We start from the raw sequence: 15,961 nt of genomic DNA, 5'->3' as shown, positions 1-15,961 counted from the left end.
GCCGACCAGCGGTGCCAGCAGCGCTATCCATAGCGCTACACCGAGGGCTGAAACAGTCCTGTTCATTTTCCAGATTCCACTTAAGAGTGTTTTTTCAGCGCCAGTGTTCGCGGCCGCTCCAGCCAGGCTCCCGCTCCATCGGGAACAATTTCCACCACCTCGATCTGCGATTCGCTGATGGTCACAACCCGGCCTTCGTTGCGCCCCAGGTAGTCGCCTACCTGCAAGCGGTGGATGCCACCTGCGCCGCGCAACAGGGCAAAGCTCCCGGAGGCGTTGGACAGGGTCCCGACCATTTGCAACTGCTCGATATCGAACCCCTCCAGGTATTGCCGGGGTCGCTGCGGGTCGGGCCGGACCGCACTGCCCCCTTGCCGACGGGCCGCCAGGTCAAGCCTTTGCGGCGGCTGGAACGGACTGCGCAATGCACTGGCGTCATAGGTGAACGAGGGGTAAGACCGGATTACCGGCATTGGTTCAATCGGCCCGGGCGCTTGCAGGCGCATCTGGTTCATGTAGGCGTCCAGGTCGGCAAAGTCGTCATCGGCGCCACCACACCCCCACAGCCCGGTACAAAGGCAGCCAAGCACCGCCCAGCGCAGGCGCCTCATGAGTGCGGCTCCGGAGCGTCGTACCTGTAGGTGCGCGCCTCGATGCTCATGCGCAACAGCGCCGGATTGCCCGCCGCCACAGGCTGAATGCGAAAATCATGCAAGGTGACGATGCGCGGCAGGCCGGCGACGCCACTGACGAAGCTCGCCAGGTCGTGATAGGCCCCGGTGACAGTAATCTGGATCGGCAACTCGACGTAGAACTGCCTGGCCACCTCCGGTTGCAGCCTGATTTCCTCGAAGGCCAGGCCACTGCCCAGCCCCACGCGACTGATGTCCTCCAGCAGGCCAGGGACCTCGGTGTCGCTGGGCAACTGACGCAACAGCAGGTCAAAGCTGTTGCGTATGACGGCCAACTGCTCCTGGTAGCGCGACAAATTGGCTCCCTGGCGCGCCTTGCCGGCAAACTCCTGCCTGAGACGAGTTTCCTCCTGGCGCTGGCGCTCCAGTTGCTCCAGGTGCGGGCTCAGGTAAAAGCCGTAGCCCCCTAGCAGAACCAGCAGCAGAAGCAGGGCCGCCACCAGACTCCTGGCCGGCCCGGGCCAGGAGCCCAGGTTGGCCAGCTCCAGCTCCCGCAGATCGACACGCCGCAACTCTGCCAACCATTGTCGGGGGGTCATTGCCGAAGCTCCCCGGTTGGCCCGGACGTCTGCCCGACATTCAGCCGGAACAGGTTGTTCAGCCCTTGCTGGGCGTCCACCGCGTTCTTCACCTCGGTCAGGCTGGGGGCAGCAAAACCCTCGGCAGCCTGCAGATTGCGCATCAGGTCGGACACCCTGTTGTTTGACTCGGCGGCACCGCTGATTCCAAGGTTCTGCCCCTGCAGATCCACCTCGGTGAAGTACACGCCATCAGGCAGGCTGCGGGCCAACTGTTGAAAAATCCGCACACTGTTCGAGCGGTTGCCCTGCAGCTCTTCGATGATGCCCATGCGTTCGAGCAACTGCTGTCGCTGTGCCTTGAGTCCCTGGATGCTGGCGATCTGCTCATCCAGACGTGCCGTCGCCTGGCCCAGATACTGGTTGCGTAAATGCTGGCGCTCGATCACCCGGCTTATATAAGCGTCGGCCAACAGAATGACCCCAGCCCCGAGCACGACCATCATCGCCAGCATCTGCAGGAAACGCCGACGCCTCAGTTCGCGCGAGGCCTCGCGCCAGGGCAACAGGTTGATCCGCGCCATCAGTCGAACCCTCGCAGGGCCAGGCCACAGGCCAGGAGCAGGTTCGGCGCCTGTTCATTCAATACCTGGGGGTCGACTCGAGGCCCCATCGGCATGGCCCGGAAAGGATTGGCCAGCGACGTATCGATGCCTGTCTCGCCCTCTACCCGCCGCTCCAGGCCGGCCAGGCCGCTACCGTCTCCGGCCAGCAGCAGTTGCACCAGGGGCTGTTGCTGAGGCGAGGTGGCAAACTGCTGCAGGGAACGGCTGACTTGTTGCAGCACCTCCTGCTCGAAGGGTTGCAGCAACTCTTCAGCGCAGCCCTGTGGCAAACGGCCCTGGCTCTGCGCCAGCAATGCCTGCTCCAGTGTCAGCCCGTATCGACGCTGGAGCGCTTCCAGCAGCAGCCCGCTACCGAAAAGCTGCTCACGGCTATAGATCACTCGCTGGCCGTGCAGGACGCTGAAACGGCTAAGGGCCTGGCCTATATCCAGCAACGCCACGGCGCCAGGAGTCGCCAGCGGCAGGTGCGCCGCCAGCAGCAACAGGCAACGCTCCAGAGCCAGGGGCTGGGTATCCACCACCCGGGCTGTCAGGCCGGCCAGGCCCAATACCGTTTCCAGGGCTTCTACCCGCTCGTTGCGACAGGCTACCAGCAGCACCTGAACCCGCTGCGGATTACCGGGCACCGGCCCCTGCACTTCAAAATCCAGGGCCACGTCTTCCAGGGGATAGGGAATGTACTGGCCGGCTTCCAGCCGGACCTGCTGCTCCAGTTCGTCGGTGTGCAGGCCCGCCGGCATCTCGATCAGTTTGCTGATCACCGCCTCGCCCGCCACCGCTACCGCCGCCCCCTTGAGCCGGCTGCCCGTCTTGAGCCAGGCGCGGGACAGGGCTGCGGCCAGGGCCTCGGGGTCGGCAATGTGCTGGTCAAGCACAGTATTGGGCGCCAGGGGCTCCCTGGCGTAGGCCTCGACCTGGTACCCCTGTCCCTGGCGCCCCAGGGCCAGAAGCGTGACCGATGTCGCATTGATATCGATCCCCATAAGGGAACTCGGCTTTTTGCTGAAGAGTCCAAGCACGACCAATTCCCTATGACTATCCGTGACTTACGGACTGCTTAAGCTGCATTGCGTTCAATGGTCACGTCTTGACAGACGGGCAAATGACGCTCTCGGCGGAAAATGCTTATAATGCCCAGCGTTTTTTTCCGCTTTTACCTGCTGCGTGGGCCGGCCCCTGATGTCCGTGAATGCCCTGACGCCTAATTCATTCCTTTCTCTGGAAATCCAAAAGCCTTGATTCGTCTGCTGAAGTTTTTCGGGTGGTCCATCGTCGCGGTGTTCTGCGGGCTCCTCCTCGCCCTCTCCGGTGCGTTTCTCTATCTTAGTCCCGGCTTGCCGTCGGTTGAGGCCCTGAGAAGCATCCAGTTGCAGATTCCCCTGCGGGTGTACAGCAGCGACGGCAAACTGATCGCTGAATTCGGTGAAATGCGCCGTACCCCCATACGTTTCGCCGACATTCCGCCCAACTTCATCAATGCGTTACTAAGTGCTGAAGACGACAACTTCGCTAACCATTACGGGGTTGACCCCAGCAGCCTGATGCGTGCCGCAACCCAGCTGGTCAAGAGCGGACACATCCAGTCCGGCGGCAGCACCATCACCATGCAAGTGGCGAAAAACTTCTTCCTGACCAGCGAGCGCAGCTTCTCGCGCAAGACCACCGAGATCCTCCTGGCTCTGCAGATCGAACGGCAGCTGACCAAGGACGAGATCCTCGAGCTGTACGTCAACAAGATCTACCTGGGCAACCGTGCCTACGGGATCGAGGCAGCGGCCCAGGTGTATTACGGCAAGTCCATCCGTGACGTGAGCCTGGCGCAGATGGCGATGATCGCCGGCCTGCCCAAGGCGCCTTCGCGCTTCAACCCCCTGGCCAACCCGGCACGCAGCAAGGAACGTCGCGACTGGATCCTGGGGCGCATGTACAAGCTCGGCAAGATCACCGAAGCGGCCTACACCGAGGCAATCAATGAACCGTTGAACGCCAGCTATCACGTACCGACTCCGGAAGTGAACGCCCCGTACATCGCCGAGATGGCCCGGGCCGAAATGGTCGGCCGCTATGGCAGCGATGCCTACACCGAAGGTTTCCGGGTCACCACCACGGTGCCCAGCGATCTGCAGGAAATGGCCAACACCGCGGTCCATGAAGGCCTGATGACCTATGACCAGCGCCACGGCTATCGCGGCCCGGAATCGCGCCTGCCAGGCAAGACCCAGGCGGCCTGGGCCAGCGAACTGACCAAGCAGCGGACCATCAGCGGCCTGGAACCGGCGATCGTCACCCTGGTAGAGAAGAATGGCCTCCAGGTGCTGACCCGCAACGGCGAAGAACATGTGGCCTGGGACAGCATGAAATGGGCCCGGCCGTTCCTCAATACCAACAGCATGGGCCCGGTCCCGCGCCAACCGGCGGACGTGGCCCAGGTCGGCGACCTGATCCGCGTGCAGCGCCAGGCGGACAACTCGTTGAAGTTCAGCCAGATCCCGGTCGCCCAGGGCGCCCTGGTGACGCTGGACCCGCAGAACGGTGCGATCCGCGCCCTGGTGGGCGGCTTCGCCTTCGAGCAGAGCAACTACAACCGTGCGATGCAGGCCAAGCGCCAGCCCGGCTCCAGCTTCAAGCCGTTCATCTATAGCGCCGCCCTGGATAACGGCTACACCCCGGCCAGCCTGGTGAACGACGCACCTATCGTGTTCGTCGACGAATACCTGGACAAGGTCTGGCGCCCGAAGAACGACACAAACACCTTCCTCGGCCCGATCCGCATGCGCGAGGCGCTGTACAAGTCGCGCAACCTGGTGTCGATCCGCCTGCTGCAGAGCATGGGCGTGGACCGCACCATCGACTACATCAGCAAGTTCGGCTTCAACAAGCAGGACCTGCCGCGCAACCTGTCCCTGGCCCTGGGTACCGCAACCCTGACGCCGATGGAGATCGCCACCGGCTGGAGCACCTTTGCCAACGGCGGCTACAAGATCACCCCGTACATCATCGACAAGATCGAAAGCCGCAACGGCGAGCTGCTGTTCAGCGCCAACCCGCCAAGCGCCCCCACCGGCAATACGGCCACCAGCGGCATCGCCGCCCCGGAGCACAACTTCACGATCAACAACGTGGCCGGTGAAACCTCAGCTCCGGCAGCGACGCAAGCCCCGGCGGTTGCCGAGCGGATCATCGATGGCCGTACCACCTACATCCTCAACAGCATGCTCCAGGACGTGATCAAGCTGGGTACCGGACGCCGCGCACTGGCCTTGGGCCGTACCGACCTGGCGGGCAAGACCGGTACCACCAACGAGTCCAAGGATGCCTGGTTCTCCGGCTACAACGCCGACTACGTGACCACCGTATGGACCGGTTTCGACCAGCCGGAAAGCCTGGGGCGCCGCGAATACGGCGGCACCGTGGCACTGCCGATCTGGATGAGCTTCATGGGCGCCGCCCTCAAGGACAAGCCGCCACACACCCAGCCGGAGCCGGAAGGCATTCTCAGCCTGCGGGTAGACCCGGTCAGCGGCCGCGCCGCCACACCCGGCACGCCCAATGCCTACTTCGAACTGTTCAAGAGCGAAGACACTCCGCCTTCGGTCAATGAACTGGGCAATGGCGCCGTACCAGGCAGCCCGCTGCCGGCGGACGAAGCGGCGCCGATCGATCTGTTCTAGCGCCAGGGGAGCCGTGAACGCGGCAACCCTCGCCGGCGTGCCCGCTCCTACAGCGGGCAAGCGCCCACAAAAAAGCCCCGGCTCTCGCGAGCAGGGGCTTTTTACATGACGCTACGAACGCTTAACCGTTGAACACATCATCCACGCTCTTGAGCGGGTAGTTCTTCGGGTACGGCAGGGTAGCCACGCCGGTCTCGATGGCGGCCTTGGCCACGGCATCGGAGATCACGGTGATCAGGCGGGCATCCATTGGCTTGGGAATGATGTACTCACGGCCGAATTCCAGCTTGATGCCACCGTAGGCGTCGCACACTTCCTGAGGAACCGGCAGCTTGGCCAGGTCACGCAGGGCGTTGGCCGCGGCGATCTTCATTTCTTCGTTGATGCGCTTGGCGCGTACGTCCAGGGCACCACGGAAGATGAACGGGAAGCCCAGGACGTTGTTCACCTGGTTCGGGTAGTCCGAACGGCCGGTAGCCATGATCACGTCGTCGCGGGTGGCGTGCGCCAGTTCCGGGGCGATTTCTGGATCAGGGTTGGAGCAGGCGAACACGATCGGGTTCGGCGCCATGGATTTCAGGCCTTCAGCACTCAGCAGGTTCGGGCCGGACAGACCGACGAACACGTCGGCGCCTTGCAGGGCGTCGGCCAGGGTGCGCTTGTCGGTGGCGTGGGCGAACACCGCCTTGTACTGGTTCAGGTCATCACGGCCGGAGTGGATCACGCCGGTACGGTCGACCATGAAAATGTTTTCGATCTGTGCACCCATGCTCACCAGCAACTTCATGCAGGAGATGGCGGCAGCACCGGCACCCAGGCAGACGATCTTGGCGTCGGCCAGGGTTTTGCCAGCGATTTCCAGGGCGTTGATCATGCCGGCGGCGGTAACGATCGCGGTGCCGTGCTGGTCATCGTGGAACACCGGAATGTCGCACTGCTCGATCAGAGCGCGCTCGATCTCAAAGCACTCGGGTGCCTTGATGTCTTCCAGGTTGATGCCACCGAAGGTGATGGAAATGCGCTTGACGGTGTCGATGAAAGCCTGCGGGCTTTCGGAGTCGACTTCGATGTCGAATACATCGATGCCGGCGAAACGCTTGAACAGCACGCCCTTGCCTTCCATCACTGGCTTGGAGGCCAGTGGGCCGAGGTTACCCAGGCCGAGAATCGCGGTGCCATCGGAAATGACGGCAACCAGGTTGCCTTTGCCGGTGTACTTGTAGGCCAGTTCCGGATCGCGAGCGATTTCGCGTACCGGCTCGGCTACGCCGGGGCTGTAGGCCAACGCCAGATCACGAGCGGTAGCAGTGGCCTTGGTGAGCTCGACACTCAGCTTTCCTGGACGAGGATTGGCATGGTATTCGAGAGCGGCAGTTTTCAAATCAGACATGTGGGCATTCCGCTTTTTGCTGTTGGACAGACGGACCGCCGAGGATACTCGTGTCGCATAGTCCCCACAAGACTGCCCGGTCACCCCTGTCAAGGCCCCTAGCGTACGACTTTGGGCCAAGAGCCGCGGGGTACAAGGCTTTCAACTGTTCACAATCTATTAAAAAAATGTCTACAATTTTTCTTTATCAGATAAGTCCGAGCATGGAAGGGTCTGTCACGGACAACATCCAGCGCGGATGTGCAGATTGCCGGCCAGGCTGACGCGAGCGATCGACAACCCAGCCGCGAGCCTCGATCCGGCGCCCCGAAAGGCCACTGAGCAGCCGGCGATCGAAGCGCCGCAGAACATTGGGTGCAATGCGCAATACAACCTGCCCCTGCAATGTGATCCAAAGACCACCGCGATTGCGCTGCACCCTGCTCACTCGCCCTTCGAACAGAGCAAAGCCCGCGCGATGGATCTGCTGCGCCGTGAGTACAGGTGAACGTCGCCAAAGCCCCAGCCCGGCTCGGCGCGCATGGTTCTCGGCAGCCTTTTGGCAGCTCGCCAGGGCGACGTTTGGCAGCACGGCAATCCGATAGGCCAAGCCTTCCGCGATCAACCGGGCTTCGAAGTTGATACCAGTGACGCCATAGACATGGGCCAGGACACGACCGTAACGATCCTGCCTTTCACGCCCCGGCAGCAGGCCGACCCGCCCACCACTCTGTGCCACCAGCTGTCGCAGGCGCTGCCGCGCCGCCTCGGCGAAGGGCTCGGCAGGGAGCCCCTTGCCCGCCAGCTCCGGGGCATTGAGGCCGATCATGCGTAACCTGCGGCCATCCTTGAGGTGCAGAGTGTCGCCATCCACCACCCGCAGCACCGTTGCCGGCAACAGCCCTTTGGGCGCCGGGCAAAACGCCTCGGCCGCTGTCAGCCAAATCGCGCCCACAAAAAAGGCGCCCACTAGGGACGCCTTTTTCATCAGCGAGGAAAGTCGGTATCGGCTTTCCAGAACGATCAGCCTCAGGCCTTCTTCGTTGCGCCGAAAGCACCGAAGCGCGACTTGAACTTGTCGACACGACCGCCAACGTCCAGAGTCTTTTGCTTGCCGGTGTAGAACGGGTGGCACTCGTTGCACACGTCCAGGCTCAGAGGCTTGGCCAGGGTGGAGCGAGTTTCGATGACGTTACCGCAGCTGCAGGTAGCGGTAATGGCTTCGTATACTGGATGGATATCGGCTTTCATGGTGTATTCCTCAGGCTAGCGTGCCGCCACCCAACACTATTGTTGAATACCGCACGAATTAGGGCGCGAATTCTACCAGACCGCGTCAAACGCGCAAGCGATCCTGAGTGCAGCCCATCAGAAAAAGCCGGTGCAACCTTGACAGCCCAGGCTTTGCCACCCCCTGAACTGAAAAACCGGCTCCATGCCCAGGCAGACCCCGCAGGTACAGGTGCCACGCACGCTTATACAGGACACTCCACCGCTGCTCTGTTAGGCTCCGGGGCCTATTTACCCTCTGCTCAACGAGATTGTCCCGCGTGCCCGACGCCATCCTGCGCCTCGCCCTGCCCTCGCCCCTGCGCCGCCTGTTCGACTACCGTGCTCCGGCCGGGGTGCTGCGTGCCCAGTTGCACCCCGGCATGCGCCTGCGGGTGCCATTCGGCCGCCGGGAAATGATCGGCATCCTTGTGGAGGTGGCGGATCACAGCGAGGTCCCGGCGGAAAAACTCAAGCCGGCCCTGGCCCTGCTGGATCCCACGCCTCCGCTACCGCCGGCCCTGTTCAAGCTGTGCCTGTGGACCGCCCAGTACTACCAGCACAGCCTGGGAGACACCTTGAGCTGGGCATTGCCAGTGCTGTTGCGCCAGGGCGAGCTGGCCGAGGCCCGCCAGGAGCGCTTCTGGTCGATAGCCCCCGGGGCCCGGCTCGACGACCCGCGCATCGCTCGCGCCCCACGCCAGCGCGAAGCCCTGGCAACCCTGGCCCAGCACCCACACGGCGTGCCCCATACCCTGCTGAGCAAGTTGATGCTGAGCAAGGACAGCCTCGACCTGCTGCGGGCCAAGGACCTGGTGCAGGTGGAGGTGCGCAAGCACGCGCCGGGCGTGCGCCACGAACACTGGCTGGCCCAGCCCGAACTGCCGCTCAACAGCGAGCAGCGCGCCGCCTATGAAGCCATCCGCGCCGGGTTCGACAGCTATCACGCGTTTCTCCTGGCCGGGGTCACCGGGAGCGGCAAGACCGAGGTCTACCTGCAACTGATCCGCGAAACCCTGGAAGCCGGCAAGCAGGCCCTGGTGCTGATTCCGGAGATCAACCTCGGCCCGCAGACCCTGGCGCGCTTCGAGCAACGCTTCAACGCCCGCATCGCCCTGCTGCACTCGGCGGTCAATGACCGCGAACGCCTGGACGCCTGGCTGGCTGCCCGGGACGGCGAGGCCGACATCATCATCGGCACCCGCTCGGCCCTGTTCACGCCGATGAAGAACCCTGGCCTGATCATCATCGACGAGGAGCACGACGGGTCCTATAAACAGCAGGAAGGCTTGCGTTACCACGCCCGCGACCTGGCTCTGGTACGTGCGCGCCAAGAAAACATTCCCATCGTCCTGGGCTCGGCCACGCCGTCCCTGGAAAGCCTGCACAACGCCTACACCGGCCGCTACGGCCTGCTGCGCCTGAACGAGCGGGCCGGCGGCGCCAAGCAGCCGCGTTTCCTGCGCCTGGACGTGAAGAGCCGCCCGCTGGACAGCGGTATTTCCGGCCCCATGCAGCAAGCCATCGGCCAGACCCTGGCCGCCGGCCAGCAGGTCCTGGTGTTCCTCAACCGCCGCGGCTTCGCCCCGACCCTGCTCTGCCACGACTGCGGCTGGATGTCCGAATGCCAGCGCTGCGATGCACGCATGACCGTGCACCAGCGTTCCGGCGAGCTGCGCTGCCACCACTGCGGCCATGTGGAGCGGGTTCCGCGCCATTGCCCGCAATGCGGCAAGGTCGACCTGCGCCCCGTGGGCGCCGGCACCGAGCGGGCGGAAGAGCGCCTGGGCATCTTGTTTCCCGACTACCCGGTGCTGCGGGTGGACCGCGACAGCACCTCGCGCAAGGACGCGATGAACCAGCTGTTCGCCACCATCCAAAAAGGCCAGCCGTGCATCCTCGTGGGCACCCAGATGCTGGCCAAGGGGCATCACTTTCCCCGGGTGACCCTGGTGTCGATCCTCGATGCCGATGGCGGCCTGTTCTCCGGCGACTTCCGCGCCAGCGAGCGCATGGCGCAACTGATCGTCCAGGTCGCCGGGCGGGCCGGCCGGGCCGAAGAGCCGGGCAAGGTGATCATCCAGACCCACCTCGCCGACCACCCGTTGCTGGTGCAGTTGACCGAGCAGGGCTACTTCGCCTTCGCCGAACAGGCCCTGAGCGAGCGCCGCGCCGCCGGCCTGCCACCTTTCGCCCACCTGGCGCTGCTGCGGGCCGAAGCCCACAAACCGGGCCAGGCCGAGGGGTTCCTCGATGAAGCCTGCAGCGAGGCCGAGCGCCTGCTGGCGGAACAGAACCTGGGGGGCATCGAACTATTGGGCCCGGTGCCGGCTCCGATGGAGCGGCGCGCCGGACGTTATCGCGCGCAATTGCTGCTGCAGGCCAATGCCCGAGCGCCCTTGCATCGGTTGCTCAGCAGTTGGCTGCTGGTGCTGGAACAGATGCCCAGCGGGCGGCAGGTCCGCTGGTCGCTGGATGTGGATCCCGTGGATCTGTATTGATCGAGGTCGTGCTTTCGCGGGCAAGCCCGCTCCTACAATGGGCAGCATCAAACCCGCAAGAGCGGGCAAGCCCGCTCCTACAATGGGCAGCATCAAACCCGCAAGAGCGGGCTTGCCGGCGAAGGCAATCGAATGCCGCCATCGATCCCCAAGCAGTCCTCTATAGTTGGCAAGCCCGTTCCAGCAACGGATAATGCCCAGTTTTTCCACCTGCGCACCGAAGCGCCGCCGCGCCAGCGGTCGAAAGAGAAGACCATGAAAGACACCATTCGCCAGCTCATCCAGCAAGCCATCACCCAACTCGTCACCGAAGGTGTGTTGCCAGAAGGCCTGACGCCGGCGATCCAGGTCGAAAACACCCGCGATAAGACCCACGGCGACTTCGCCAGCAACATCGCCATGATGCTGGCCAAGCCGGCCGGCATGAAGCCGCGCGACCTGGCGGAGAAAATCATCGCCGCCCTGCCGGCCCATGAAGACCTGAGCAAGGCGGAAATCGCCGGCCCCGGCTTCATCAACTTCTTCCAGAACACCCAGGCCCTGGCCGCGCGCCTGGACGCCGCTCTTGGCGACGACCACCTGGGCGTACGCAAGGCCGGCCCGGCTCAGCGCACCGTGATCGACATGTCGGCACCCAACCTGGCCAAGGAAATGCACGTTGGCCACCTGCGCTCCACCATCATTGGCGACGGCGTGGCCCGGGTCCTGGAGTTCCTCGGCGACACCGTGATCCGCCAGAACCACGTGGGCGACTGGGGCACCCAGTTCGGCATGCTGATGGCCTACCTGGAAGAAAACCCCATCACCAGTGACGAGCTGTCGGACCTGGAGAACTTCTACCGCGCCGCCAAGCAGCGCTTCGACGAGTCCGAAGCCTTCGCCGACCGCGCCCGCGGCCTGGTGGTCAAGCTGCAGGCCGGCGACCCGGACTGCCTGGAGCTGTGGACCAAGTTCAAGGACATCTCCCTGTCCCACTGCCAGAAGATCTACGAGCTGCTCAACGTCAAGCTGACCATGGCCGACGTGATGGGCGAGAGCGCCTACAACGACGACCTGATCAACGTGGTCAACGACCTCAAGGCCCAGGGCCTGCTGGTGGAGAGCAACGGCGCCCAGTGCGTGTTCCTCGACGAGTTCAAGAACGCCGAAGGCGAGCCGCTGCCGGTGATCATCGTCAAGGCTGACGGCGGCTACCTGTACGCCACCACCGACCTGGCGGCCGTGCGCTACCGCAGCGGCAAGCTCAAGGCCGATCGCGCCCTGTACTTCGTCGACCAGCGCCAGGCCCTGCACTTCCAGCAAGTGTTCGCCGTGGCCCGCAAGGCCGGTTTCGTGACCCATCCGATGGAAATGGAGCACATGGGCTTCGGCACCATGAACGGCGCCGACGGCCGTCCGTTCAAGACCCGCGACGGCGGCACCGTGAAGCTCATCGACCTGCTGACCGAAGCCGAAGAGCGTGCCTACGCCCTGGTGAAGGAAAAGAACCCGCAACTGCCGGAAGCCGACCTGCGCAGCATCGCCAAGGTGGTGGGCATCGACTCGGTGAAGTACGCCGACCTGTCCAAGCACCGCACCAGCGACTACAGCTTCAACTTCGACCTGATGCTCAACTTCGAAGGCAACACCGCGCCGTACCTGCTGTACGCCTACACCCGCGCCGCCGGTGTGTTCCGCAAGCTGGGCAAGGACTTCAGCGAAGTCGGCGGGCAGATCGAACTGCACGCGGCCCAGGAACTGGAGCTGGCAGCCAAGCTGGCGCAGTTCGGCGAGATTCTCAACAACGTCGCCGAGAAGGGCACGCCACACATCCTCTGCACCTACCTGTACGACGTGGCCGGGCTGTTCTCCAGCTTCTATGAAAACTGCCCGATCCTGGCAGCCGAGACGCCGACCCAGATGCACAGCCGTCTGCGCCTCACCGAGCTGACCCGGCGCACCCTCAAGCAAGGTCTGGAACTGCTGGGCCTCAAAGTCCTGGAGCAAATGTAAGTTGGCTGCCAAGAAAAAACCTGCACCCAAGCGTGGCGCCAGCCGTTACCAGGCCCCGGCCAAAAAGCCGATTCCGGGCTGGTTGTGGCTGGCCATCGGCCTGACCATCGGTGCCTTCATCGTGTTCCTGATGAAGCTCGAGCCCGGCAAGGGCGGCGACAGCGTCAAGCGCGAGAAGATCGAACAGCAGAAAGCCACCAAGATCGCCGAGGCCAACAAAACCCCGCCGAGCCCCCAGCAACCGGTGAAGCCGAAATACGACTTCTACACCCTGCTGCCGGAATCGGAGGTCATCGTGCCGCCGGAAGCGGTGCCGGAAAAAACCCTGCCAACGCCACAGGTGCCACCAGTGCCCACCACCCCGGTAACCCCGGCGGAAGCGGCCAAGATCGACACCGCCCGTGCCCAGGCAGCCCTGGCCGGGATCACCCCGCCACCAGCGCCACCCGTGGCCAAGGCGGCGCCGGTGACCAAGTTCTTCCTCCAGGCCGGTTCGTTCCGCAAGGAAGCCGATGCCGACAAGGTCCGGGCGCAGATCATCCTGCTGGGCCAGTCGGTCTCGGTGGAATCCGGCACGGTGAAGGATGAAACCTGGTACCGGGTATTGGTAGGCCCGTTCAGCAACCGCGAACAGCTGACCGTGGCGCAGAAACAACTGGCCGGCGCCGGCTTCAGCAACCTGCTGTTACAACAGCGCCAGAGCCGCTAAGCCGACCGCTACGCGATTGATCGCGGGCAAGCCCACTCCTACATGGCCCCCCGTAGGAGCGGGCCTGCCCGCGCAGCGCTTGCAGCATGCAACAATGACCGCCGGTCCCTCGCTGCAACCTCCGGTTGAAAAACGCCCGGCCACCCCCATATGAGTTTCCATCAGGGCACTTTCGCCCCGCTGTGTGGAGACTCCCCCCTTGACCACCATCGTTTCAGTCCGCCGCCACGGCAAAGTCGTCATGGGCGGCGACGGCCAGGTTTCTCTCGGCAACACCGTGATGAAAGGCAACGCGAAAAAAGTCCGCCGCCTCTATCACGGCCAGGTCATCGCCGGCTTTGCCGGGGCCACCGCCGACGCCTTCACCTTGTTCGAGCGCTTTGAAGGCCAACTGGAGAAACACCAGGGCCATCTGGTCCGTGCCGCCGTAGAGCTGGCCAAGGAATGGCGCACCGATCGTTCCCTGAGCCGCCTAGAAGCCATGCTGGCCGTGGCCAACAAGGATGCCTCCTTGATCATCACCGGCAATGGCGACGTGGTTGAACCCGAGGACGGGCTGATCGCCATGGGCTCCGGTGGCGCCTACGCCCAGGCCGCTGCCAGCGCCCTGCTGAAAAAGACCGACCTGTCGGCCCGTGAAATCGTCGAGACCGCACTCGGCATCGCCGGCGACATCTGTGTATTCACCAACCACACTCAAACCATCGAGGAGCAGGATCTCGCGGAATAAGCCTGTTGCGGCGCTTGCGCCACGGCATTCATTCTTGCTTGAGGACCGCCAACTACTATGTCCATGACACCCCGCGAAATCGTCCACGAACTCAACCGCCATATCATCGGCCAGGACGATGCCAAGCGCGCCGTCGCTATCGCCCTGCGCAACCGCTGGCGCCGCATGCAACTGCCGGCCGAGCTGCGCGTTGAAGTGACCCCCAAGAACATCCTGATGATCGGCCCGACCGGTGTCGGCAAGACCGAGATCGCCCGCCGCCTGGCCAAGCTGGCCAATGCGCCCTTCATCAAGGTCGAGGCCACCAAGTTCACCGAAGTCGGCTATGTGGGCCGCGACGTTGAATCCATCATCCGCGACCTGGCCGACGCGGCGATCAAGATGTTCCGCGAACAGGAAATGATCCGGGTTCGCCATCGCGCTGAAGACGCCGCCGAAGAACGCATCCTCGATGCCCTGCTGCCCCAGGCACGCACCGGCTTCAACAGCGACGACGCGGCTCCGGCCCAGGACTCCAACACCCGCCAGCTGTTCCGCAAGCGCCTGCGCGAAGGCCAGCTGGATGACAAGGAAATCGAGATCGAAGTGGCGGAAGCTGCAGGCGTCGACATTTCCGCGCCACCGGGCATGGAAGAAATGACCAACCAGCTGCAGAGCCTGTTCGCCAACATGGGCAAGGGCAAGCGCAAGAACCGCAAGCTTAAGGTCAAGGAAGCGCTGAAACTGGTACGCGACGAAGAAGCCAGCCGCCTGGTCAACGACGAAGAACTCAAGGCCAAGGCCCTGGAAGCCGTCGAGCAGCACGGCATCGTGTTCATCGACGAGATCGACAAGGTGGCCAAACGCGGCAACGCCGGCGGTGTGGACGTCTCCCGCGAGGGCGTGCAGCGTGACCTGCTGCCGCTGATTGAAGGCTGCACCGTCAACACCAAGCTGGGCATGGTCAAGACCGACCACATCCTGTTCATTGCCTCCGGTGCCTTCCACCTGAGCAAGCCCAGCGACCTGGTACCGGAGCTGCAAGGCCGTCTGCCGATCCGCGTGGAACTCAAGGCGCTGTCGCCGCAAGACTTCGAGCGCATCCTCAGCGAGCCGCACGCTTCGCTGACCGAGCAATATCGCGAGCTGCTGAAGACCGAAGGCCTGAACATCGAGTTCCTGCCCGAAGGCATCAAGCGCCTGGCGGAAATCGCCTGGCAGGTCAACGAGAAGACCGAGAACATCGGTGCCCGTCGCCTGCACACCCTGCTCGAGCGCCTGCTGGAAGAGGTGTCGTTCAGTGCCGGTGACCTGGCCAGCGCCCACAGCGAAGAGCCGATCCGCATCGACGCCGCCTACGTCAACAGCCACCTGGGCGAATTGGCGCAGAACGAAGACCTTTCCCGTTATATCCTGTAAACCTTCGCCACCCATGCAGGGACTGGCTTGCCAGCGATAGGGCCTCCCCCGATCGCCGGCAAGCCGGCTCCTGCCGGAAGGACTACAGGTCATGAGCAAACTTCCCACCGGTATCAACCTGCACAAAGCCTCGAAAACCCTGACCCTGACTTACGGGCCGGACGAGGTCTATCACCTGCCTGCAGAACTCCTGCGGGTGCATTCTCCCTCCGCCGAGGTCCAGGGCCACGGCAAACCCATCCTGCAATTCGGCAAGCTCGGCGTCGGCCTGACCAAGGTTGAACCGGCGGGCCAGTACGCACTGAAATTGACCTTCGACGACGGTCATGACAGCGGATTGTTCACCTGGGACTACCTCTACCAACTGGCGCTGCGCCAGGACGAGCTGTGGAACGACTATCTGGCGGAGCTCAAGGCTGCCGGAAAATCCCGCGATCCGAACGAGTCCATCGTCAAGCTGATGCTCTAGCTCAAGGCTCCGATGGT

The 15,961-nt window shown here is 63.6% G+C and carries 14 protein-coding genes; 7 read left to right on the top strand and 7 right to left on the bottom strand.

Features of this window, described 5'->3' with window-relative positions; all coding sequences use genetic code 11:
* Window positions 1-80: 80 nt before the first annotated feature.
* Genes ABCR88_RS02320 through pilM form a run of 4 tightly spaced genes read right to left on the bottom strand, consistent with a single transcriptional unit; the run spans window position 81 to window position 2,855 of the window.
* Complete coding sequence (locus ABCR88_RS02320; RefSeq protein WP_041115341.1) at window positions 81-611, bottom strand: pilus assembly protein PilP; 531 nt, start codon at window positions 609-611, stop codon at window positions 81-83.
* A complete protein-coding gene (gene pilO / locus ABCR88_RS02315; RefSeq protein ID WP_041115339.1) occupies window positions 608-1,231 on the bottom strand; it encodes a type 4a pilus biogenesis protein PilO in 624 nt (207 codons plus the stop codon). The genes ABCR88_RS02320 and pilO overlap by 4 nt, the downstream gene beginning before the upstream one ends.
* Window positions 1,228-1,794, bottom strand: a complete 567-nt coding sequence (locus tag ABCR88_RS02310) for a PilN domain-containing protein (protein ID WP_041115337.1) — start codon at window positions 1,792-1,794, stop codon at window positions 1,228-1,230. Before ABCR88_RS02310 ends, pilO begins: the two co-directional genes overlap by 4 nt.
* Complete coding sequence (gene pilM, locus ABCR88_RS02305) at window positions 1,794-2,855, bottom strand: type IV pilus assembly protein PilM (protein ID WP_350404066.1); 1,062 nt, start codon at window positions 2,853-2,855, stop codon at window positions 1,794-1,796. The genes ABCR88_RS02310 and pilM overlap by 1 nt, the downstream gene beginning before the upstream one ends.
* 216 nt (window positions 2,856-3,071) lie before the next feature.
* Between pilM and ABCR88_RS02300 the strand changes: the two genes are divergently transcribed.
* Window positions 3,072-5,507 carry a penicillin-binding protein 1A gene (locus ABCR88_RS02300; RefSeq protein WP_011058818.1) on the top strand — a complete coding sequence of 812 codons (2,436 nt, stop codon included), beginning with the start codon at window positions 3,072-3,074 and terminating at the stop codon, window positions 5,505-5,507.
* A 121-nt stretch (window positions 5,508-5,628) separates the two neighbouring features.
* Here the strand turns inward: ABCR88_RS02300 and ABCR88_RS02295 are convergent, their stop codons facing one another.
* The 3 genes from ABCR88_RS02295 to rpmE all read right to left on the bottom strand — a co-directional run bounded on the left by ABCR88_RS02295 (window position 5,629) and on the right by rpmE (window position 8,127).
* On the bottom strand, window positions 5,629-6,897 hold the full coding sequence (locus ABCR88_RS02295; protein WP_011058817.1) for a malic enzyme-like NAD(P)-binding protein: 1,269 nt from the start codon (window positions 6,895-6,897) through the stop codon (window positions 5,629-5,631).
* Window positions 6,898-7,084: 187 nt separating this feature from the next.
* Complete coding sequence (locus ABCR88_RS02290) at window positions 7,085-7,864, bottom strand: thermonuclease family protein (RefSeq protein ID WP_350404064.1); 780 nt, start codon at window positions 7,862-7,864, stop codon at window positions 7,085-7,087.
* Between the two features lie 41 nt (window positions 7,865-7,905).
* Window positions 7,906-8,127 carry a 50S ribosomal protein L31 gene (rpmE, locus tag ABCR88_RS02285; protein ID WP_011058815.1) on the bottom strand — a complete coding sequence of 74 codons (222 nt, stop codon included), beginning with the start codon at window positions 8,125-8,127 and terminating at the stop codon, window positions 7,906-7,908.
* 299 nt (window positions 8,128-8,426) lie between these two features.
* On the opposite strand from rpmE, the gene ABCR88_RS02280 reads away from it, so the two are divergent.
* The 6 genes from ABCR88_RS02280 (at window position 8,427) to ABCR88_RS02255 (ending at window position 15,944) form a co-directional block, all read left to right on the top strand.
* Window positions 8,427-10,646 carry a primosomal protein N' gene (locus ABCR88_RS02280; protein ID WP_041115330.1) on the top strand — a complete coding sequence of 740 codons (2,220 nt, stop codon included), beginning with the start codon at window positions 8,427-8,429 and terminating at the stop codon, window positions 10,644-10,646.
* 255 nt (window positions 10,647-10,901) lie between these two features.
* Window positions 10,902-12,638, top strand: a complete 1,737-nt coding sequence (gene argS / locus ABCR88_RS02275) for an arginine--tRNA ligase (RefSeq protein WP_011058813.1) — start codon at window positions 10,902-10,904, stop codon at window positions 12,636-12,638.
* Window position 12,639: 1 nt separating this feature from the next.
* Window positions 12,640-13,347, top strand: coding sequence for an SPOR domain-containing protein (locus ABCR88_RS02270; RefSeq protein ID WP_011058812.1), 708 nt, complete (start codon window positions 12,640-12,642; stop codon window positions 13,345-13,347).
* Between the two features lie 199 nt (window positions 13,348-13,546).
* Window positions 13,547-14,077: an ATP-dependent protease subunit HslV gene (gene hslV, locus ABCR88_RS02265; RefSeq protein WP_003186641.1), complete on the top strand. Its 531-nt coding sequence runs from the start codon at window positions 13,547-13,549 to the stop codon at window positions 14,075-14,077.
* 57 nt (window positions 14,078-14,134) lie between these two features.
* On the top strand, window positions 14,135-15,475 hold the full coding sequence (hslU, locus tag ABCR88_RS02260; protein WP_011058811.1) for an ATP-dependent protease ATPase subunit HslU: 1,341 nt from the start codon (window positions 14,135-14,137) through the stop codon (window positions 15,473-15,475).
* A 91-nt stretch (window positions 15,476-15,566) separates the two neighbouring features.
* Window positions 15,567-15,944, top strand: coding sequence for a DUF971 domain-containing protein (locus ABCR88_RS02255; RefSeq protein ID WP_011058810.1), 378 nt, complete (start codon window positions 15,567-15,569; stop codon window positions 15,942-15,944).
* Window positions 15,945-15,961: the final 17 nt, after the last annotated feature.

The sequence above is a fragment of the Pseudomonas sp. W17 genome, assembly GCF_040268305.1.
Taxonomy (GTDB): domain Bacteria; phylum Pseudomonadota; class Gammaproteobacteria; order Pseudomonadales; family Pseudomonadaceae; genus Aquipseudomonas; species Aquipseudomonas protegens.
The sequence above is the reverse complement of the archived record's forward strand: the minus strand, read 5'-3'. Positions and strand labels throughout refer to the sequence as shown.

Bases quoted from the DNA above. Each gene is read 5' to 3' on its own strand.
- ABCR88_RS02320 (WP_041115341.1), bottom strand. From the start codon at position 611: ATGAGGCGCCTGCGCTGGGCGGTGCTTGGCTGCCTTTGTACCGGGCTG.
- pilO (WP_041115339.1), bottom strand. From the start codon at position 1,231: ATGACCCCCCGACAATGGTTGGCAGAGTTGCGGCGTGTCGATCTGCGG.
- ABCR88_RS02310 (WP_041115337.1), bottom strand. From the start codon at position 1,794: ATGGCGCGGATCAACCTGTTGCCCTGGCGCGAGGCCTCGCGCGAACTG.
- ABCR88_RS02295 (WP_011058817.1), bottom strand. From the start codon at position 6,897: ATGTCTGATTTGAAAACTGCCGCTCTCGAATACCATGCCAATCCTCGT.
- ABCR88_RS02290 (WP_350404064.1), bottom strand. From the start codon at position 7,864: ATGAAAAAGGCGTCCCTAGTGGGCGCCTTTTTTGTGGGCGCGATTTGG.
- rpmE (WP_011058815.1), bottom strand. From the start codon at position 8,127: ATGAAAGCCGATATCCATCCAGTATACGAAGCCATTACCGCTACCTGC.
- argS (WP_011058813.1), top strand. From the start codon at position 10,902: ATGAAAGACACCATTCGCCAGCTCATCCAGCAAGCCATCACCCAACTC.
- hslU (WP_011058811.1), top strand. From the start codon at position 14,135: ATGTCCATGACACCCCGCGAAATCGTCCACGAACTCAACCGCCATATC.
- ABCR88_RS02255 (WP_011058810.1), top strand. From the start codon at position 15,567: ATGAGCAAACTTCCCACCGGTATCAACCTGCACAAAGCCTCGAAAACC.